Here is a 20046-nt window from a genome sequence, read left to right as displayed (position 1 = left end):
GGCCGCCATTGCACGAGCGAAAGCCAAAAAAGCAGCTCAAGCAGAACAACTCGCACAAGAAGAGCTTACACCCGCCGCTGAACAACCCATTGAAGAGGAAACCGACCCTCGAAAAGTTGCCGTTGCCGCTGCGATCGCGCGAGTAAAAGCAAAGCAAGCACAAAAACAACATGAACAAACGACTACAGAGTAAGTGATAACGAGATGAAATTTAGGCCAATTGATGCGAAAAATCGCCGTTTAAAAATTGCTAGCGCACCATTTACTCATAACAATCAAAGCACCAGTTTAGTGATGCTTTGGGTACTTTTAGCAGCAATACCGGGTATTGCTGCTCAAGTTTATTTCTTTGGCGTTGGCACCTTATACCAAATTATTTTAGCGGTGCTAACAGCGGTTATCACAGAAGCAGTTTCTATTCGTTTACGCCAACAACCTGTGGTTCCTGTACTAAAAGATAATTCCGCCATTGTGACCGCATTATTATTAGCTATCAGCCTACCTCCGCTCTCACCTTGGTGGATGATCGTATTAGGGACATTTTTTGCTATTACGATTGCTAAGCAATGTTATGGTGGATTGGGGCAAAACCCTTTTAACCCTGCGATGGTGGGTTATGTCGTTTTGCTAATATCATTCCCTGTTCACATGACAAACTGGCTACCTCCGCATGAATTACAAAATATGTCGATTTCTGCACTTGATAGCCTATCCATTATTCTCAGTGGCCATACTCCAACAGGTATTACCCTCGAGCAACTACGTACAGGCATTGATGGCATGAGCCAAGCGACCCCGCTTGATAGCTTTAAAACGGGCCTACTGACTCATTCTATTTCTGAAGTATTACAACAACCTATTTTACAAGGTTCCTTAGCGGGAATTGGTTGGCAATGGGTGAATATTGGCTATTTAGTGGGTGGTTTGTTCTTATTACAGCGCCGTATTATTAGCTGGCATATTCCGGTTTCGTTCTTAGGTACATTGGCAGTTTTATCTATTGTTAGTTATTTAATTGATGATAGCCAACATGCGTCGCCATGGGTTCATTTATTGTCTGGTGCCACTATGCTAGGGGCATTTTTTATTGCCACTGACCCTGTAACCGCATCGACAACGCCTAAGGGACGGATTATTTTTGGTGTGATTATCGGTTTTCTTGTTTGGGTGATCCGTGTATACGGTGGTTACCCTGACGCTGTTGCTTTTGCCGTGTTACTCGCCAATATTACTGTTCCATTAATTGATTACTATACGCAGCCTCGTGCGTACGGTCATGGACATAAGTAAGGATAACCGTATGTTGAACACGATGAGACGCCATGGGGTAACGTTAGCCATCTTTGCAGCAGGAACCACTGCGCTTAGCGCTGCGGTGTACACGTTAACGAAAGAGACTATTGCTGAGCAAGCTGCTATTGTTCAGAAAAAACTACTCGACCAAGTAATACCAAGTGATTTATACGATAACGACCTCGCAAAAGAGTGTTATTTAGTCACTAATGAGGCCATACTGGGTAATAAACAACCTAGGCGCTTGTATCTAGCCCGTAAAAATGGCGAACCTGTTGCTGCTGCCTTGGAAACAACCGCATTAGACGGCTACTCAGGCGCTATACATTTATTAGTCGGTACAGATTTTCACGGTACAGTACTGGGAACTCGTGTTACAGAACATCATGAAACACCTGGGCTTGGTGACAAAATTGAGACACGAATATCTGATTGGATTACTTATTTTAGTGGTAAAAAAATAACCTCTGATAATGACCCTAAATGGGCAGTTAAAAAAGATGGAGGTGAATTTGATCAGTTTACTGGGGCAACAATTACACCCAGAGCAGTCGTCAATGCCACTAAACGTACTGCGGTATTTATGCAACAAATTCCACAACAATTATCGAATTATCCACGCTGTGGGGACGAATAATGAGCGATTCATCTAAAGACTTATTAGTGCAAGGTTTGTGGAAAAACAACTCTGCATTAGTTCAATTATTAGGGCTTTGTCCGCTGCTCGCTGTGTCATCAACAGCAACCAATGCATTAGGACTAGGCTTAGCGACCACATTAGTCTTAGTTTGTACTAATGTTGCCGTTTCTGCTTTACGTCGTTGGGTGCCATCAGAAATTCGCATCCCTATTTATGTGATGATTATTGCTTCTGTTGTTAGCGCGGTACAAATGTTAATCAACGCATATGCTTTTGGTTTGTATGAGTCACTTGGGATTTTTATTCCGTTAATCGTTACCAACTGCATTGTGATTGGACGCGCAGAAGCCTATGCATCTCGTAATCCTGTTGGGCTATCTGCCCTTGATGGGTTTGCTATGGGCTTAGGTGCAACCGCGACCTTGCTTGTTCTAGGAGCAATTCGTGAAGTTTTAGGGAATGGGACCTTATTTGATGGCGCTGACTTGTTACTCGGTTCTTGGGCTACCTCCCTTCGTATTGAAGTGTTACACCTTGATTCCCCATTTTTACTCGCTATGCTACCGCCTGGTGCCTTCATTGGCCTAGCACTACTATTAGCTGCGAAATACTTAATTGATGAAAAAATGAAAAAAAGAGCCGCACGACAATCTGGTATTCAACCAGAACGTGAATATGAAAAACAGCAAGGTTGCGGCAGCCATATTTCTTAACAACGATATTTTGTGAGCAATGAATAAATCAAAACGCATTGAAATTCTAACTCGTCTACGGGATAACAACCCACACCCTACAACGGAGTTAGAATTTAACTCCCCTTTTGAGCTATTAATCGCCGTTTTATTATCAGCTCAAGCTACTGACGTGAGTGTCAATAAAGCGACAGCAAAGCTATATCCTGTAGCTAATACGCCTGAAGCTATTATGGCACTCGGTGTGGATGGAATAAAAGAGTACATTAAAACCATTGGCTTATTTAATACCAAAGCTGAAAGCGTCTATAAAACCTGTCAAATTTTAATCGAAAAGCACAACAGCCAAGTCCCTGAAAACCGAGAGGCTTTAGAAGCTTTACCGGGTGTTGGCCGCAAAACGGCAAATGTGGTTCTTAATACCGCATTTGGCTGGCCGACTATCGCCGTTGACACGCATATTTTCCGTGTCTGCAATCGTACTAACTTTGCTCCTGGTAAGAATGTCGTTGAAGTTGAAGACAAACTCCTTAAAGTTGTACCTGCAGAGTTTAAAGTAGATTGTCACCATTGGTTTATTTTGCATGGACGTTATACTTGTATTGCCCGCAAACCCCGCTGTGGCTCTTGTATTATCGAAGATTTATGCGAATTTAAAGATAAAATATATCCAGAAGATTGACCAAGATACTATTTTGAATAGGTTATAGATAAACGATACTTTTAATCATGAATCTAGCCGGTAACGCATTTTTTCCTTGCTCTAAGACTTTGTCTTACGTAACAATAGAGCCAAACCCAATATTAATTAAACGGTAAGTATGTTCCAAGACAACCCACTGCTCGCACAGCTTAAACAAAAACTACATGCCCAAACCCCACGCGTCGAAGGGCTGGTAAAAAGTACAGAAAAAGGCTTTGGCTTCCTCGAAGTTGATGGCCAAAAAAGCTATTTCATTCCGCCTCCTCAAATGAAAAAGGTCATGCATGGTGATCGTGTTATTGCTGCGGTTCATACCGATAAAGACCGTGAATTTGCAGAACCAGAAGAACTGGTAGAACCTTTTTTAGATAGGTTTGTTGGGAAAATACAAAAGAAAGAAAATGATAACCGTTTATTTGTCATTCCCGATCACCCATTACTGAAGGATATGATTTCTTGCCGTCCTATCAATGGCATTACTCATGAGTTTAAGCAAGATGATTGGGTTGTTGCACAAATGCGACGCCATCCATTAAAAGGCGATAAAACCTTCTACGCTGAAATTACTGAGTTTATCACTGACGGAGATGATCATTTTGCACCATGGTGGGTAACGTTACGCCGTCACCAATTAGATCGTAATGAACCGCAAATGGTTGATAGCGAACGTGATGACCAAGGTATTGAACGAGTTGATTTAACTCACTTGCACTTTACGACCATAGACAATGCAAGTACTGAAGATATAGATGACGCACTCTATGTTGAAAAAACCGATAATGGTGACTTAAAACTGTATATCGCTATTGCTGACCCAACAAGCTATATACCAGAAGGTAGCGAACTCGATAAACTGGCTTTAGCCCGTGGCTACACCAACTATTTACCGGGTTTTAATATTCCAATGCTACCGCGCAAATTATCTGACGACCTGTGCTCTTTGCGCCCAAATGAACGTCGCCCAGCTTTAGTCTGCATTGCACTCATCAAACAAGATGGTCGCATTGACGATAATATTGAGTTTTTCAGCGCTTGGGTCGAATCAAAATCTAAATTAGTTTATGACGAAGTCTCTGATTGGCTTGAAAATACAGGCAGTTGGCAGCCAGAAAATGACACTGACAAACAACAAATTTTGCTGCTTAAAGAAATGGCAGATAGGCGTTTACTATGGCGCGAAAACAATGCACTCGTGTTCAAAGATCGCCCTGATTACCGCTTTGTATTAGATGACAAAGGAATTGTGGTTGATATCGTGACTGAACGTCGCCGCAGCTCTAATCGCATTGTTGAAGAAGCCATGATCACCTCTAACCTCTGTGCTGCCGCAGTACTGAAAGAAAAATTAGGATTTGGCGTATTTAATGTGCATATGGGCTTTGAACCCCTACAAATTGACCAAGTCGTGCAAACGCTTAAAGATAATGGCATTGAAACAACGGCTGAATCATTATTATCACTAGAAGGCTTCCGCCAACTACGCCGTCAACTAGATGCACAGCCGACCCAATTCCTCGATAGCCGCATTCGCCGTTACCAAACTTTCGCAGAAGTCAAAGCTGAGCCCGGCCCGCATTTCGGTTTAGGGTTTGAAGCTTATGCGACTTGGACTTCACCAATTCGTAAATATACCGATATCGTCAACCACCGTTTAATCAAATCTATTATTGCTGGTAAACCTTCAACGAATAAGCCATCCGAAGAATTATCAATCAAGTTAGCCGAACGTCGTCGTGCAAACCGCATGGCTGAACGTGATGTGGGTGATTGGCTCTATTCTCGTTACTTAAAACCTTTTGAAGGTACGGATACCAAATTCCCAGCTGAAATTATTGATATCACTCGCGGTGGCGTAAGAGTCCGTTTGGTAGATAATGGTGCTGTAGCTTTTGTTCCTGCGCCTTTTATTCATAGTGTTCGTGATGAGATCCAATGTAGCCAAGAAACAGGTAATGTACTTGTTAAAGGTGAAATAGCTTACCAACTTAACGATATTATCAATGTCACCATTAATGAAGTTCGTATGGAAACACGTAATATCGTCGCTAGACCAGCCAAATAACAGCTTTTCTGCTACTCTTTAAAGACCATAGTTTGAAACCTATGGTCTTTTATTTTTCTATCTACTTTTTTACAACCTAAAATTCGCATTAAACGTTAAACTGCAAACACTTTTCCATATTTTTTCCTGATTATTCTTATTCGTAAATTTACCTATCATGATATTTTGTTAACTGTTAAATCTGTATTAAGGGTCATTAAAATGAACACAGTAAGCAAACGTATTTTATCATTCATAGTGATAGCTACTGTCGCTATCAGCGTCAGTGCCTGTTCAAATATGTCTAAACGCGATAAAAACACAGCGATTGGTGCCGGTGTAGGAGCTGTTGGTGGCGCTGTATTGACAGGCGGAAGTTCCATAGGAACCGTAGGTGGTGCGGCTATTGGCGGAATTATTGGACACCAAGTAGGCAAATAAATCTCATAATATCCTTTAGTCGCTCTCCTTAATCTAAAATAGCGTTCAGTATGAACGCTATTTTATTTTTTATATCCGATAATCTATTAAACTATTGACGGCAAAAAGTGTACAAAGTACACTTGCAATTAATACAAAGGGAGGGAACCCTGTGAGTCACGCAATTGAATTTATTGAAACCAGCTTTTTTACCAAACAAATCCAATCTATCGCCACACAAGAAGAACTTAGGATATTACAAAATGAACTTATCGCATGGCCAGATAAAGGCGATATCATCCAAGGAACGGGTGGGCTTCGTAAAATTAGGATGGCAACTGGTAATAAAGGAAAAAGTGCAAGTGTACGAGTTATTTATTTCCTAGCTACAGCAGAAATTATTTATTTTATAATGGCTTATCCAAAAAATGTCAAAGATACGCTAAATGACTTAGAAAAAGCAGAATTAAAGAAACTAACGAAATTACTAAAAAATGAGGTATAAAATGAGTATATTCAACGAATTAAAAGCCTCTTTAGAAGAAGCTGTTGAAATAAAACAAGGCCATCAAAAAGCCGCTAATGTTACTCGTTACGAAATTACTGATGTCAAAGCTATTCGAGAACAACTGAATGTTTCCCAAAGCGAATTAGCTCATGCACTAGGAACTAGCCTAGATACAATTAAAAGTTGGGAACTTAAACGACGAAACCCAACAGGGCTAGCAGCTAAAATACTCATCGCCATTAAACGTAACCCAGCTTTATTTGCTGAGTTAGCAGCAATTTGACCACTTCTTCGTTATAAATGAGTGGCTTTCTAAGTAGCCACTCATGACAAACAGTAAAATTTTCGAACCTATCAGCCACCAGCTAACTTAACTTGAAAACCTTTCGCCTCAAGGTACTGTTTGATAACATCACGTTTATCGCCTTGAATTTCAACGTTACCGTCTTTGACAGCTCCGCCACAGCCACACTTCTTTTTAAGATCAGCCGCTAATTTAGCTAATTCGCTGTCTTCAAGGTCAAGTCCAGTTACAACACAAACCCCTTTTCCTTTACGACCTGATGTCTCACGGCGGATCCGCACAATACCATCACCTTTAGGCCTTTCAATTTTGGGTTTATCTTCAGCAATACGCCCTGTTTCTGTACTGTAAACAAGACGACTATTTGAATCACTCATAGCAAACCCTCAATAGACTGATTGATTTGTTGTAATGTGGCAGTTGGGTTTTCACTACGCGTAATCGGACGACCAATCACCATATAATCCACACCCGCCTTCACTGCATCTTGTGGTGTCATAATGCGGCGTTGGTCCCCAACATCACTTCCCGTTGGGCGAATACCTGGGGTAACTAATTTGAAATCGACACTACAAATTTGTTTTAAACGTTGGGCTTCATGAGCAGAGCAAACAACACCATCTAGCCCGCATTGTTTGGTTAATAAGGCCAAACGCTCTGCATGAGCAGCTGGTGACAGGTTAATCCCAACACCAATGAGGTCAGATTCATCCATACTCGTTAATACGGTTACTGCTGTGAGTAATGGCGCCTCTTTACCATAAGGCTCAAGAGATTGGCGTGCCGCCTCCATCATACGAGCACCACCACTTGCATGAACATTAACCATCCATACCCCCATTTCAGCCGCAGCTGCAACCGCTCGGGCAACAGTATTTGGAATATCATGAAACTTCAAATCTAAGAAAACATCAAAACCACGATCATGGAGTGACTTAACAAATTGAGGACCATTAAAAGTAAACATTTCTTTGCCTACTTTTAAGCGACAATCACGTGGGTCAATGCGATCCACAAAAGCCAAAGCCTCATTAGCATTTTCATAGTCAAGTGCCACAATAATTGGTGAATGTGTGTGGTTCTCAGTTGAGGAAATCATTTCTTAGCCTTTAAAGAGTCGTTATTATTTAAAAAGTGACGCTGTCACTGCCCATCTAGCCCACGAATAGGTTTAATCGTGTCCCACGAGCGACAAGATGGGCAATGCCAATATAATGCACGTGATGTAAACCCACATTTATGGCAACGATAATCGGGTTTGGTACGAATTTGCTCCCCTACCATTTTTCGTAGCAAAATCAAACTTTCTTTTGCCCTTCCATCTTCAGCTTCTTCAAGATGGTAATCCATTAAACGATAAAATAAACGCATGGTAGGATGACGTTGAATTTGGTCATTAATATAATTTGCAGCGGCTTCGTGATTTTGCTTTTCAACAATAATATCCGCTAAATAAAGCTCTGCAATAGCCCCTGAGTTACCCGCAACACACTGACGTAGGTAATCTTCCCACTCATCGGCTTGGCCAGTATGTTGATAGCAATCAAACAGCAAAGGTAGCGTTTCAGCGACGAGCTCTCTATCTTGCTCATAGACTTGTTTTAGGACATGAATTGCTTTGTCGTAATTACCTTGTTCGATGAACAAGCGCCCTTTCATAATTGAGACCCGAGCGCAGTGGTTGTCGGCTTGCTCTGCCTTATTTAAAAAGATCAGTGCATCTTCGAGATCATCACTAGCAAGTTGTTGAGTGGCTAATTCACAATAAAAATGTGCAATTTGCTCACGTAGTTCTGTGTGCCCTAATTTAACCAGTTTACCTGCCGTTTCAATAGCTTTTGTCCAATCACTGGTTAATTGATAAATATTTAACAGGGATTGTAAGGCACTTTGTTTGAAATCGACTTCATCCGTCAATTGTTGAAACATGTTTTCTGCTCGGTCATAAACCCCAGCAGCCATGTAATCTCGACCGAGTTGTTGAGTTGCTAATAAGCGTTGTTCAAATGATAAAGCGGCGCTTTCCACCAGCGACTGGTGAATACGAATGGCGCGTTCAACTTCACCACGAGAACGGAATAAATTTCCCAACGTGAGGTGCGCTTCAAAAGCAGAGCTATCTTCATTTTTCAGCATATCGAGGAATAAATCGACAGCTTTATCTTGTTGATTAGACAATAGGAAGTTAACGCCTGTCACATAATCACGTGACAAGCGATTCGCATGTTGTTGCTTATCTTGTTGAGCACTTCTGCGCCCCATGTACCAACCGTAAGCAGCAGCAACTGGTAGCAGCAGAAACAGCAACTCGAACATACAGGATTATTCCTTGTTCTGAGTCGTCACTAATGAGGTTGAATCGGAAATATGACTTTCTCCAGCACCTAATTGTGATTCTAAACGTCTAATTTTACGACGTGCGTTTTTCAGGCTAACAATGACTCGTAAATAAAACACAGCACAAACTAGCCAACCTAGCACAAAACCGACACCAAAAAGTGATGCAAGAAGGGTCGATAATGAAAAATCCCCTTTTGCAATCAGGTAGTTAAATGTAATAACCTGATCATTGCTTGAACCTAGCGTAATCGAAATAATAAAAAAAGCGACCGCTAGTAATAAAATCAGAAAATATTTCACATTTATTCCCGTTATCAGTTCTATTCATCCAATAATATCTACCTGTTAAGGTAGCATTTCCAACGCATTCAGACAAAGCAATTTATTTTATACAATGAGAGATTTAAGTCAGATCTCCCCTAATAATGGTTAACTTGATGAAAGATTAATCGGTTTTACTCAGTATTCCCCATGCTCGCAAAATATAATAACCAAATAAGGCAAAACACGCACTGATGATCACTGAAGTAATTATATCAATAGGCCAATGCATGCCCAACAACATACGACTAAATGCAATACCCTCAGCCCAAATAGCGAGCCCTATCGATAAAACGTATAAACGTTGTTGCCAAAAAAGCGCAATTAAAAACAATGCCCAGCCAGCCGCAAATAACATATGACCAGAAGGAAAAGAGTATCCGGTTTCTGCTTGCCAGTGTTTACGCTGCCATTTCGCTATATATTCATCTTGTTTGACGGTGTCTTTAATTAATTTTGCTCGTTCACTTCGTTTTAACGCATAAAAGTCTGATGAAGGAATTTGATATTCGGTTGCCAGCCATTCCACATAAGGGCGAGGCTCTTTAAACGTACTTTTTAATGCCGTCTTCAAACCTTGCTGCAGTAATACAATACCAACAAGAACAAGCAATATTTTCAGTCGCTGTTTTTTTTCTGAACGAAAAATAAATGCAACTGCGCCAAGAAATAACAGAGACGTTAAAATACTATAAGGTGCTCCCGCAGTGTCTGTCAGCCAGAGTATCCATTTCATTGAGTTAAACTGGGTTTCTGGTGACCAATGCCACCCTGTAACTATCATCACCATGGGAGGCATAATTAATAACAATGCAAAAGTACAAACGACCAAAACAGTTTTTTTCATTCAACGTGTTCCAAATAAAGTTCTATTAAATATACAAATATTCCATTCACCTATTATTAACTCTGTTATAGTAATACAGCGTTGGTCGTGTGCAAAGAATACCAACCTCTATATGCTAAACGTCATATAGCATCGATGTATTATAGTTAAGCTACTTTATATCGATAAACGTTATTAATTAAGCAAGAGTTACTTTAACTAATGAAAGAAAATATGCAGCTAAAACGCGTTGCCGAAGCTAAGCTCCCTACACCTTTTGGTGAATTTTTGATGGTGGGTTTTGAAGAAATCGCAACCGGTCGTGATCATGTAGCGTTAATTTTTGGCGATATCTCAGGAAGTGAACCGGTACTCAGCCGGATCCACTCCGAATGTTTAACAGGAGATGCGTTATTTAGTCTACGTTGCGATTGTGGTTTTCAATTAGAAGCCGCACTCTCTCAGATTAGTAAAGAAGGCCGAGGGGTATTACTTTACCATCGTCAAGAAGGCCGAAATATTGGCTTGCTGAATAAAATCCGAGCTTATGCATTGCAAGATCAAGGCTTAGATACGGTTGAAGCTAACATTAAGTTAGGCTTTAAAGCGGATGAACGTGATTTTACCTTATGCTCTGATATGTATAAGTTATTGGGGATAAATGAAGTCCGCTTATTGACGAATAACCCGAGAAAAATCGATATTATGCGTGAAGCTGGAATTAACGTGGTAGAACGTGTTCCGTTGATCGTTGGCCGCAACCCAAGTAATGAACATTATCTTGACGTTAAAGCAGAAAAAATGGGCCATATGCTATTTAAGCACCAATGACCTCAGCAAAGGAAGAGTGTTCTGCTCTTCCCTTTATTTTTCCTATTTCATTATCACCATTCAAAGTGTGCCATTTATCCACGGCTATATTCACTTTCTTTCCATAAGGTTTATACTGTTAGCCATCTGATTACCCTGACGAATAAACTGAGTTTTTGAGGTTTATTCCGTATACTACCAGGAGATACTGTGAACAACCTGCATTCCATTCAACGCATGAGAAGATTGCGTAAAACTGAAAAACTCCGCACTTTATTCCAAGAAACTCACCTTTCTATTAATGACCTTTGCTTGCCAATTTTTGTTGAAGAAGAACTCGACGATTATATGCCAATCAACAGCATGCCGGGTGTTATGCGTATTCCTGAAAAACGCCTTGCTTATGAAATTGAGCGTATCGCAAATGCAGGAATAAAATCAGTGATGACCTTTGGGGTTTCCCATCATCTTGATGATAATGGTAGTGATGCATGGCAAGAAAATGGTTTAGTGGCACGTATGTCACGTATCTGTAAAGAAACCGTCCCTGAAATGATAGTGATGTCTGACACCTGTTTTTGTGAATACACTTCCCATGGTCACTGTGGTGTCATGCACGGCCATATCGTTGATAACGATGCAACCATCCATAATCTAGGTTTACAAGCGGTTGCCGCTGCACGTGCAGGTGCTGATTTTATTGCCCCTTCTGCGGCAATGGATGGCCAAGTTGCCGCAATTCGTCATGCACTTGATGAAGCTGGTTTTACAGACACCGCCATTATGTCTTACTCCACAAAATTTGCTTCAGCACTGTATGGCCCATTCCGAGATGCAGCGGGTTCATGCCTTAAAGGGGATAGAAAAACGTATCAGATGAACCCAATGAACCGCCGTGAAGCACTACATGAATCACTAATTGATGAACGTGAAGGTGCTGACGCGCTAATGATTAAACCTGCTGGGGCTTATTTGGATATTATTCGTGATTTACGTGAGCATACCCAATTACCTATCGGTGCTTATCAAGTCAGTGGCGAATATGCACAAATTAAATTTGCTGCTCAAGCGGGTGCAATTGATGAAACTCGTGTGGCTCTTGAAACACTGGGGTCAATCAAACGCGCAGGGGCTGATCTTATTTTCACTTATTTCGCTTTACAATTAGCCGAAGCCAACGCGCTATAATCTCTTTCAGTTAAAGAAACCTGCACCACTGTATATAATTACAGTAATGCAGGTTTTTGTCATTTTTGTTGAATAATAATACTTAAATCGACCAATTAACAACCAAATGGCTATTTTGCTCTTTGCAATTCAAGTTGTTGAGTTAGTGTTTGCGCATAATGCTGTGCTTGCTCTGCCGTTGCCAAACCAGCAATCAATAAATCTTGTTTACCCGCAGATGTTGTTGCGACCACTCCCCAGTAATCAACTTCAACCGTAATACTTTCAGGGTTTTGATCGGGCATCGGCAGAATATCAAAGTAGTCTTGTAATGGCGCAATGGTAATGGCGGTATAATCTGCATTTAAGCCGAGTGGAAATTCTTTGTCTGCATATAAACGCAAATCATGGACTTCCGTTTCAGGTGTTCTCATCACAATAGAATATAAGTTAGGTATGTGCTCCAAAATGTCACGAACCTCTTCGTTCGCACCATCAAAATGGGATGTGGTTAATAAGATATCTGCTGCCCACAATGCCCCTTTATAGAAATCGGTTTCATTGATATCTGCCATACTCATTTCCTTAATAGTGTTTTCGATAAGCTCAGTCACATGGTGCCCCATGCTAAAGCTATTACATTCAATTATTTTGCACAAAGAAACTTATTTATGGCGAACTTCACCCTATTTTCATTTAGCCTAGTTGCGACTATTTTCTCCTTTAATTTACCGTCTATTTAACACCATAACGTAGATTGCCATCAAAAATATTGAGAAAAAACAAGATTGATAAATAAGATTAAATATTAAAAAATAAAAACGCCCGTAGGATACAATCTTACAGGCGTTGAAGTGTCATAATTTAATGATTAATAATGATTAATGTAGCATCTGCCTTATCACATAATGCAAAATACCACCGTGACGGTAATAATCCATCTCCGTTGCGGTATCAATACGACAGCGAGTTATAACTTCTTTTATATCCCCATTACCATAAGTGATTTTCACCGTGATATCCTGCCCTGGGGTAATTGACTGAAGCCCTGTGACATCAATGCGTTCATCACCTTTTAACCCGAGAGTTTTACGAGATACCCCATCTTTAAATTCTAAAGGTATAACCCCCATGCCAATCAAATTAGAACGGTGGATACGCTCGTATGATTCAGTAATGACAACTCTCACACCTAATAAATTCGTGCCTTTAGCTGCCCAATCTCGGCTAGAACCTGAACCATATTCTTTCCCGGCGATTATGGCCAGTGGGCGATTTTCTTGTTGATACAGCATTGCCGCATCATAAATCGCCATTTGTTTGCCTGTCGGTATATGTAAGGTATATCCCCCCTCTACACCCGGCACCATTTCATTGCGAATACGAATATTTGCAAATGTTCCTCGCATCATCACTTCATGGTTACCACGACGCGAGCCATAAGAGTTGAAATCTGCAACAGCAACGCCGTGTTCTTGCAGATAACGCCCCGCTGGACTCTCTTTTTTGATATTCCCTGCAGGAGAAATATGGTCAGTAGTTACCGAGTCGCCGAGGATCGCTAAAATATTTGCACCATGAATATCTTTGACCGGTGCTGGCTGAACTTGCATACCTTCAAAGAAAGGTGGATGGCGAATATAAGTTGAGTCTTCTTGCCAGTGATAAGTTGAAGAGCTTTCAACTTTCAATGCTCTCCAAGCGTCATCACCTTCAAAGACCGCATTATATTCTTTGCGGAACATGTCTGTTTTAACTTGCTGTACAGCTTGGGCAATTTCAGCACTCGATGGCCAAATATCTTTCAAATAAACATCGTTACCTGATTTATCGACACCGATAGGATCGGTTTTCAAGTTGATATTCATGTTACCCGCCAGAGCATATGCAACAACAAGTGGCGGTGATGCTAACCAGTTGGTTTTCACCAATGGATGAATTCGCCCTTCAAAGTTACGGTTACCCGATAGCACAGCGCCAACGGTAAGATCCGCTTGTTTAATCGCCTCTTCTATTGGTTCTGGTAATGGGCCTGAATTACCAATACATGTTGTGCATCCATATCCGACAAGATTGAATCCGAGCTTATCTAAATAAGGCGTTAAACCCGCGACAGCAAGATAATCAGTGACAACTTTTGAACCCGGTGCCAATGATGATTTAACCCATGGCTGACGGACTAACCCTTTTTCAACGGCTTTTTTCGCTAATAGTCCTGCAGCCATTAATACACTTGGGTTCGACGTATTCGTACAAGATGTAATTGCCGCAATAACGACTGCACCATCGGTTAACTCAAAAGTTTTATTTTGATATTTAACAGAAGGATAGCTCGATTGAATTTTTTTATTAACTTCTAACTCTACTGCACCGCGAAATGCTTTTGGTACTTGGCTGAGTTCAACTCTATCTTGCGGACGTTTAGGGCCTGCTAAGCTGGATTCAACCGTCGACATGTCTAACTCAAGTGTACTGGTAAAAATAGGTTCATCACCTGCATAACGCCACAAACCCTGTTCTTTGCTATAAGCTTCCACCAGCGCAATTTCATCATCACTGCGCCCAGTTAAACGCATATAAGATAGCGTCACTTCATCAACAGGGAAAAAACCACAAGTTGCGCCATATTCTGGTGACATATTCGCAATCGTTGCTCGGTCTGCTAATGGTAAATCCGCTAGGCCATCACCATAAAATTCAACAAATTTACCCACAACACCATGTTGACGTAGCATTTGTGTTACCGTCAATACAAGGTCGGTTGCCGTTATCCCTTCGGATAATTTCCCTGTTAATTTAAAACCAACAACATCAGGGATCAGCATTGAAACCGGTTGGCCTAACATCGCGGCTTCAGCTTCAATACCACCGACACCCCAACCTAACACACCTAACCCATTGATCATCGTCGTATGAGAGTCCGTACCCACTAAAGTATCGGGATAGGCATATAATTTACCGTCAATTTCTTCATACCATACTGCCTTGCCAAGGTATTCTAAATTAACTTGGTGACAGATACCGGTACCCGGCGGCACTACTTGAAAACGATTAAATGCTTTTTGGCCCCAACGTAAAAATAAATAACGTTCATGGTTACGCGCCATTTCAATTTCAACGTTATCGCCAAATGCTGATTCGGTTGCAAACTCATCCACCATCACCGAGTGGTCAATCACTAAATCAACAGGTGACAACGGGTTTACTTGCTCAACATTGCCGCCAAGGGATTTAACTGCTTCACGCATAGCGGCAAGGTCAACAACAGCAGGAACACCCGTGAAGTCTTGCATGAGAACACGCGCTGGGCGATAAGCAATTTCTCTATCTGCATGCGCGTTTTTTTGCCAGTCAATTATTGCTTGTAAATCTTGTTCGACAACTGAGGTGCCATCAATATGACGTAATAGATTTTCGAGTAAAACTTTTAATGACTTAGGTAATTTAGTCCCCTCACCGAGCTTTTTTTCAGCAATCGCTAAACTGAAGTAATTATACTGCTTGTTTCCAACATTGAGTGTCGAAGCACTCGTTGTTTTTAGACTCAACGACATAACTCCTCCTTGGTTTTTATGGCTATGGCAATATTTGTATTTACCACCATTATTTTTTGTTAACCAATTGTAATCATAGTTGCTCTAGAAATTTGATTTATAGATTTTGTGCCAAATATTGAATTTTTCTCTATTAATAATAGGAAATTTAAGATAAGAAGGGAAATAAGTCAGGAAAAAACTAAGTACACCAACTCGGTAATAATAATCATAACCACCCGCATAGCGGGTGGTTTGCTCTAGCCCTATAAGGGCTTGTTACCGACTGCGCCTAAATGACGCTACTTTCTCTTCGTTCAAGCTAATGTCTTTGTTACTTTGGCCTACCCCTTGAAGGGGTCTACATGTTCTTTCGTACTTAATTTATCTGAGATTAAATCTGACTTTTCTTGCTCTCTGATATACTTCTGGATTGTCGCTTCATTTAGCCCTACCGTACTGACGTAGTAACCTTCCGCCCAAAACTTCCTATTGCCAAATTTATATTTTAAATTCACATGTCTATCAAAGATCATCAACGAACTTTTACCCTTCAAATAACCCATAAAGCTTGAAACACTCAGCTTTGGGGGAATACTGACTAACATATGAACATGATCCGGCATGAGATGACCCTCGATTATTTCAACGCCTTTATACTTACAAAGGTCTCGTAAAATCTCACCCACACTTGAACGAATATTATTAAAAATCACTTTCCGTCTGAATTTCGGCGAAAAGACGATATGGTATTTACACAGCCACTTTGTATGCGCTGAGCTTTGTGCTTTAATGCCCATAAACACCTTTCCTTATTTAGGTTACGAATATTAGCTTGAACATCTATATCGTAACGGAAAGGTGTTTTTCTTGGTATAACCCTTTAACTCCACCCGCAAAGCAGGTGGTTTTATGTTTAAGACGCTAGCGCGACTTAAACTGGCTAAAGCCATAATAAAAACCCTAGAAATACGATCACTAGGGTTCCTACTTACAAATTATGACAAGGCAAAAATATAAAGAAATTAAATGATAGGCAGTTTCATATCTTTAAAAAACTCTTCAATTTCTTCATTGTTACGTATAGCAACCGCTTTATCGACCACATCACGGGTTAGATGCGGTGCGAAACGCCACATAAAATCATACATATAACTACGCAAGAAACTAGTACGTTTAAAACCAATCTTGGTTGTGCTATAGCTGAACTTATCACGCATATCAATCACAACTAAATCGCTATCACTAACAGGGTCAACGGCCATACTCGCGATAATACCGATCCCTAACCCTAATCTAACATAGGTTTTAATCACGTCAGCATCGGTTGCAGTAAAAATAATTTTGGGCTCAAGACCAATTTTCTGAAATGCCACATCTAATTCTGAACGGCCAGTAAACCCATGAGTATAGGTTACAATTTGATATTCAGAGATATCTTCAATAGTGACATTTTTTTTCGTTGCAAGTGGATGGTCTTTTTGCACGACCACACAGCGATTCCAATGGTAGCATGGCAACATAATCAAATCGTTATAAAGGTGCAATGCTTCGGTTGCTATCGCAAAATCACTGTTACCTTTGCACACTTCCTCAGCGATTTGCGTTGGTGATCCTTGCTGCATGTGCAATGAAACATGTGGATAACGCTCAATAAAACCTTTGATTGTCGGAGGCAAAGCATAACGAGCTTGTGTATGTGTCGTGGCAATACTCAAGCTACCTCTATCTGGATAAGTATGCTCCCCAGCAACCGAGCGGATCGCTTCTATTTTTGATAGCACTTCTCGGGAGATCCGTACCACTTCTTCCCCTGCGGGAGTAACATGCGTTAAGTGCTTACCACTACGCGCAAAAATTTGGATCCCAAGCTCATCTTCAAGCATCCGCACTTGTTTACTGATACCGGGCTGTGACGTAAAAAGCCCCTCAGCGGTTGAGGAGACATTCAAGTCATGGTTAACCACTTCAACAATATAACGTAATTGCTGCAATTTCATATTTCAGTCTACCTCATACAGGAATAATGTGCATTTGCTATCTATAGCTAAAGAATATTACATATAGCTAATAGTTATAATTGATTTATTTGATATAACCAATATAACATCATTCTCTGAAGAATAAACAGTATGATGATAAAATTTCATCTAAATACCCTCTACAATGAAGAAAAGCAGTAAGGTACTGCAAAGACGGATTAACTTTATTTCATTATGTGGTTCAATAAGTGAAATAAATTTTGCAGAACACTCGCTCCAAGGTTTAACGTATTAGAGTGGATATCGTAATTCTCAACGAAGAGAGGTGGTTACATGCGTTTAAATGTTTTGGCTTTAATTATTGGTATGTCGACTATTTCTTTTGCCCCGTCACTATTGGCAAAAGAAGTTAGTTATGGACAACAAAAAATTGTTTTGTCTGACACGATTGAACCCGGCAATGATTTTTACCGTTATGTGAATGAAGATTGGGTAAATAAAGCGCAAATCCCTACCGGTATGCCACGTATTAACTCTTTTGTGGAATTATACTTAAATACAGAAAAACAAATTCAATCGATAATTGACCAGCTACAGCAGATCCCCGAAAACAAACTTACGCATAATCAACGAAATATTCGAAATTTATATCTTAGTTACCTGAATGAAACGGCTATCGAACAGGCAGGAATTACCCCAATAAAATCCGATTTAGATGCCATTAAGAAAGCTAAAAGCCATAGTGATATTAGCCAGTTAATGACCCAACCCGACTACAAATCATTGATTTCTTATTGGGTAGACTTAGATGCTAAAGCACCGGATACCTATGTGCTTTATATCGGCCAAGGCGGCTTAGGGCTACCTAATCGGACTTATTACCTCGATAACACACCGCAAATGGAAGATATTCGAAAAAGTTATATCGCTTATATCGCTACCATGTTAGAGCTAGCCGGTGAAAAAGATGTCACACAAAAAGCACAGAAAATTTTTGATTTAGAAAAAGCGATTGCAACTGTACATTGGAGCCCTGAGGCCCGCCGTGACACTATCAAAAATTACCATGCAATGACCTTAGCTGAAATGAAAAACCATACCCAAGGTTTTGATTGGGATAGCTTTATTACTAGCCGCAAGTTAACTGATAAGCAACTTGCGAAAGTGGTCGTTGAAACGGACAGCGCAGTTGAACAAACTGCAAAGATTTTTGCAGATACCCCAGTTTCGACATTAAAAGATTACTTAACCTTTCAGTATATTAGTGAGCACGCACGTTATTTAAACCAAACCATCGCAGATGCACAGTTTGATTTTTACTCGAAAAAACTCAATGGTATTGAGAAGCAACGCACCCGCCAAGAGCGCGCTTTGCAAACCGTTAACTCACTCCAAGGTGAGCCATTAGGGCAAATTTACGTCGAACAATATTTCGACCCTCAAGCTAAAGAAAAAATTAAAGATTTGGTTAGTTATGTGAGAGGAACATTTAATTCACGCTTAAAAGTCAATGACTGGATGGATGAGCCTACTCGCCAAGAAGCCCTTAAAAAATTGGAACAATTCACGGTTAAAGTGGGTTATCCAGACCAATGGAATGATTTCAGTGAGATTAACCTCAAGCCCGATTCATTATTAGAGAATTATAAGCAAGTTTTAGCTTGGTCATATGATGATATGATTGGCAAAATTGGTCAGCCTGTTCGTCAATGGGAATGGGGAATGACGCCACAAACAGTCAATGCCTATTTCAACCCTGTTCAAAATGAAATTGTGTTCCCTGCTGCAATTTTACAAGCACCGTTCTTTGACCCTAATGTTGACCCAGCCTATAACTATGGCGCAATAGGTGCAGTCATCGGCCACGAAATGGGCCATGGTTTTGACGACCAAGGCAGTTTATATGACGGAACCGGGCAGTTACGTAATTGGTGGAGTGAGAGCGCTAAAACCCACTTTAAAGAGAAAACAGCTAAGCTTGTTGAACAATATAACGGCTTTACTGTTGATGGCTTAAAGGTGAACGGTGAGCTTACATTAGGGGAGAATATTGGTGACCTCGGTGGGTTAAATATTGCCTTAAGTGCTTATAAGCAATTTGCCAAAGAAAACTACCCAAATGGTGAGGCTTCAATTATTGACGGAACAACTGGGTTACAGCGTTTCTTCATTGCTTGGGCACGCACGTGGCAAGAGCTGTCAAATAAAGAATCTGAACGTAATAAGATTATGACGGACCCTCATAGCCCTAACCAATTTCGCGCAAATGGCGTAGTACGCAATATTGATGACTGGTACGAAACATTCGGTGTTGATAAAAATAACGCCCTGTATTTGGCACCAGAACAGCGTATTCGTATTTGGTAATTTATCAATGACAAAAGAAGGCTCGAAATTTAGCGTGAGCCTTCTTTTTATGACTAGGCATTAAGCGGCGCTGAGCCCTAGGAGCATACATCAGTATGT

21 protein-coding genes are annotated in these 20046 nt (G+C 40.6%); 12 read left to right on the top strand and 9 right to left on the bottom strand.

Going from position 1 to position 20046, the window contains the following annotated elements; all coding sequences use genetic code 11:
- The 9 genes from PR834_RS01950 to nadS form a co-directional block, all read left to right on the top strand.
- Positions 1-193: hypothetical protein (locus tag PR834_RS01950; protein ID WP_272536347.1), on the top strand; the 193-nt coding region annotated here is incomplete at its 5' end.
- Positions 194-204: 11 nt separating this feature from the next.
- The gene (rsxD, locus tag PR834_RS01945) at positions 205-1290 is read left to right on the top strand and encodes an electron transport complex subunit RsxD (protein ID WP_004254245.1); all 1086 of its coding nucleotides are present in this window, start codon (positions 205-207) and stop codon (positions 1288-1290) included.
- Between the two features lie 10 nt (positions 1291-1300).
- Positions 1301-1930, top strand: coding sequence for an electron transport complex subunit RsxG (gene rsxG / locus PR834_RS01940; RefSeq protein ID WP_036957719.1), 630 nt, complete (start codon positions 1301-1303; stop codon positions 1928-1930).
- The gene (locus PR834_RS01935; RefSeq protein WP_094960545.1) at positions 1930-2646 is read left to right on the top strand and encodes an electron transport complex subunit E; all 717 of its coding nucleotides are present in this window, start codon (positions 1930-1932) and stop codon (positions 2644-2646) included. Before rsxG ends, PR834_RS01935 begins: the two co-directional genes overlap by 1 nt.
- Positions 2647-2665: 19 nt before the next feature.
- Positions 2666-3307, top strand: coding sequence for an endonuclease III (gene nth, locus PR834_RS01930; RefSeq protein WP_004254236.1), 642 nt, complete (start codon positions 2666-2668; stop codon positions 3305-3307).
- 139 nt (positions 3308-3446) lie between these two features.
- On the top strand, positions 3447-5390 hold the full coding sequence (locus PR834_RS01925; protein ID WP_272536346.1) for an exoribonuclease II: 1944 nt from the start codon (positions 3447-3449) through the stop codon (positions 5388-5390).
- 201 nt (positions 5391-5591) lie between these two features.
- Entirely contained in the window at positions 5592-5810 is a 219-nt protein-coding gene (gene osmB, locus PR834_RS01920; protein ID WP_272536345.1) for an osmotically-inducible lipoprotein OsmB, read from the top strand.
- Between the two features lie 151 nt (positions 5811-5961).
- Positions 5962-6294: a type II toxin-antitoxin system RelE/ParE family toxin gene (locus tag PR834_RS01915; RefSeq protein ID WP_036957715.1), complete on the top strand. Its 333-nt coding sequence runs from the start codon at positions 5962-5964 to the stop codon at positions 6292-6294.
- A 1-nt stretch (position 6295) separates the two neighbouring features.
- Complete coding sequence (gene nadS / locus PR834_RS01910; RefSeq protein ID WP_096863771.1) at positions 6296-6580, top strand: NadS family protein; 285 nt, start codon at positions 6296-6298, stop codon at positions 6578-6580.
- 71 nt (positions 6581-6651) lie between these two features.
- Here nadS and yciH read toward each other — a convergent pair whose 3' ends face one another.
- From yciH to PR834_RS01885, 5 genes are all read right to left on the bottom strand, one after another.
- Positions 6652-6978, bottom strand: a complete 327-nt coding sequence (gene yciH, locus PR834_RS01905; RefSeq protein WP_004254225.1) for a stress response translation initiation inhibitor YciH — start codon at positions 6976-6978, stop codon at positions 6652-6654.
- Entirely contained in the window at positions 6975-7700 is a 726-nt protein-coding gene (gene pyrF / locus PR834_RS01900; protein WP_272536344.1) for an orotidine-5'-phosphate decarboxylase, read from the bottom strand. The genes yciH and pyrF overlap by 4 nt, the downstream gene beginning before the upstream one ends.
- 44 nt (positions 7701-7744) lie before the next feature.
- The gene (gene lapB / locus PR834_RS01895; RefSeq protein WP_004254221.1) at positions 7745-8917 is read right to left on the bottom strand and encodes a lipopolysaccharide assembly protein LapB; all 1173 of its coding nucleotides are present in this window, start codon (positions 8915-8917) and stop codon (positions 7745-7747) included.
- A gap of 6 nt (positions 8918-8923) precedes the next feature.
- Entirely contained in the window at positions 8924-9241 is a 318-nt protein-coding gene (locus PR834_RS01890; RefSeq protein WP_004254219.1) for a LapA family protein, read from the bottom strand.
- Positions 9242-9386: 145 nt separating this feature from the next.
- Positions 9387-10109: a phosphatase PAP2 family protein gene (locus PR834_RS01885; RefSeq protein ID WP_136135096.1), complete on the bottom strand. Its 723-nt coding sequence runs from the start codon at positions 10107-10109 to the stop codon at positions 9387-9389.
- Between the two features lie 213 nt (positions 10110-10322).
- On the opposite strand from PR834_RS01885, the gene ribA reads away from it, so the two are divergent.
- Positions 10323-10919: a GTP cyclohydrolase II gene (gene ribA / locus PR834_RS01880; protein WP_272525722.1), complete on the top strand. Its 597-nt coding sequence runs from the start codon at positions 10323-10325 to the stop codon at positions 10917-10919.
- Positions 10920-11108: 189 nt separating this feature from the next.
- Positions 11109-12086 carry a porphobilinogen synthase gene (hemB, locus tag PR834_RS01875; RefSeq protein WP_036957706.1) on the top strand — a complete coding sequence of 326 codons (978 nt, stop codon included), beginning with the start codon at positions 11109-11111 and terminating at the stop codon, positions 12084-12086.
- A 110-nt stretch (positions 12087-12196) separates the two neighbouring features.
- Here the strand turns inward: hemB and PR834_RS01870 are convergent, their stop codons facing one another.
- From PR834_RS01870 to cysB, 4 genes are all read right to left on the bottom strand, one after another.
- Positions 12197-12640 (bottom strand): hypothetical protein, encoded by a 444-nt coding sequence (locus tag PR834_RS01870; RefSeq protein ID WP_036957705.1) that lies wholly within the window; start codon positions 12638-12640, stop codon positions 12197-12199.
- A gap of 306 nt (positions 12641-12946) precedes the next feature.
- Complete coding sequence (gene acnA / locus PR834_RS01865) at positions 12947-15619, bottom strand: aconitate hydratase AcnA (RefSeq protein ID WP_196724931.1); 2673 nt, start codon at positions 15617-15619, stop codon at positions 12947-12949.
- A gap of 323 nt (positions 15620-15942) precedes the next feature.
- Positions 15943-16398: an IS200/IS605 family transposase gene (gene tnpA / locus PR834_RS01860; protein ID WP_272536343.1), complete on the bottom strand. Its 456-nt coding sequence runs from the start codon at positions 16396-16398 to the stop codon at positions 15943-15945.
- 225 nt (positions 16399-16623) lie between these two features.
- A complete protein-coding gene (gene cysB / locus PR834_RS01855; RefSeq protein ID WP_004254202.1) occupies positions 16624-17598 on the bottom strand; it encodes an HTH-type transcriptional regulator CysB in 975 nt (324 codons plus the stop codon).
- A 315-nt stretch (positions 17599-17913) separates the two neighbouring features.
- Between cysB and PR834_RS01850 the strand changes: the two genes are divergently transcribed.
- Entirely contained in the window at positions 17914-19947 is a 2034-nt protein-coding gene (locus tag PR834_RS01850; RefSeq protein WP_272536342.1) for a M13 family metallopeptidase, read from the top strand.
- The last annotated feature ends 99 nt before the right edge of the window (positions 19948-20046 follow it).

Origin of the sequence: Providencia sp. PROV182 (assembly GCF_028480325.1) — a bacterium.
GTDB lineage: Bacteria > Pseudomonadota > Gammaproteobacteria > Enterobacterales > Enterobacteriaceae > Providencia > Providencia hangzhouensis.
Note: the sequence above shows the minus strand (reverse complement) of the source record. Positions and strands in the feature narration are given on the sequence as shown.

Coding starts and splice junctions, on each gene's coding strand:
- rsxD (WP_004254245.1), top strand. CDS start 205: ATGAAATTTAGGCCAATTGATGCGAAAAATCGCCGTTTAAAAATTGCT.
- rsxG (WP_036957719.1), top strand. CDS start 1,301: ATGTTGAACACGATGAGACGCCATGGGGTAACGTTAGCCATCTTTGCA.
- PR834_RS01935 (WP_094960545.1), top strand. CDS start 1,930: ATGAGCGATTCATCTAAAGACTTATTAGTGCAAGGTTTGTGGAAAAAC.
- nth (WP_004254236.1), top strand. CDS start 2,666: ATGAATAAATCAAAACGCATTGAAATTCTAACTCGTCTACGGGATAAC.
- PR834_RS01925 (WP_272536346.1), top strand. CDS start 3,447: ATGTTCCAAGACAACCCACTGCTCGCACAGCTTAAACAAAAACTACAT.
- osmB (WP_272536345.1), top strand. CDS start 5,592: ATGAACACAGTAAGCAAACGTATTTTATCATTCATAGTGATAGCTACT.
- nadS (WP_096863771.1), top strand. CDS start 6,296: ATGAGTATATTCAACGAATTAAAAGCCTCTTTAGAAGAAGCTGTTGAA.
- yciH (WP_004254225.1), bottom strand. CDS start 6,978: ATGAGTGATTCAAATAGTCGTCTTGTTTACAGTACAGAAACAGGGCGT.
- pyrF (WP_272536344.1), bottom strand. CDS start 7,700: ATGATTTCCTCAACTGAGAACCACACACATTCACCAATTATTGTGGCA.
- lapB (WP_004254221.1), bottom strand. CDS start 8,917: ATGTTCGAGTTGCTGTTTCTGCTGCTACCAGTTGCTGCTGCTTACGGT.
- PR834_RS01885 (WP_136135096.1), bottom strand. CDS start 10,109: ATGAAAAAAACTGTTTTGGTCGTTTGTACTTTTGCATTGTTATTAATT.
- ribA (WP_272525722.1), top strand. CDS start 10,323: ATGCAGCTAAAACGCGTTGCCGAAGCTAAGCTCCCTACACCTTTTGGT.
- PR834_RS01870 (WP_036957705.1), bottom strand. CDS start 12,640: ATGGCAGATATCAATGAAACCGATTTCTATAAAGGGGCATTGTGGGCA.
- acnA (WP_196724931.1), bottom strand. CDS start 15,619: ATGTCGTTGAGTCTAAAAACAACGAGTGCTTCGACACTCAATGTTGGA.
- tnpA (WP_272536343.1), bottom strand. CDS start 16,398: ATGGGCATTAAAGCACAAAGCTCAGCGCATACAAAGTGGCTGTGTAAA.
- cysB (WP_004254202.1), bottom strand. CDS start 17,598: ATGAAATTGCAGCAATTACGTTATATTGTTGAAGTGGTTAACCATGAC.
- PR834_RS01850 (WP_272536342.1), top strand. CDS start 17,914: ATGCGTTTAAATGTTTTGGCTTTAATTATTGGTATGTCGACTATTTCT.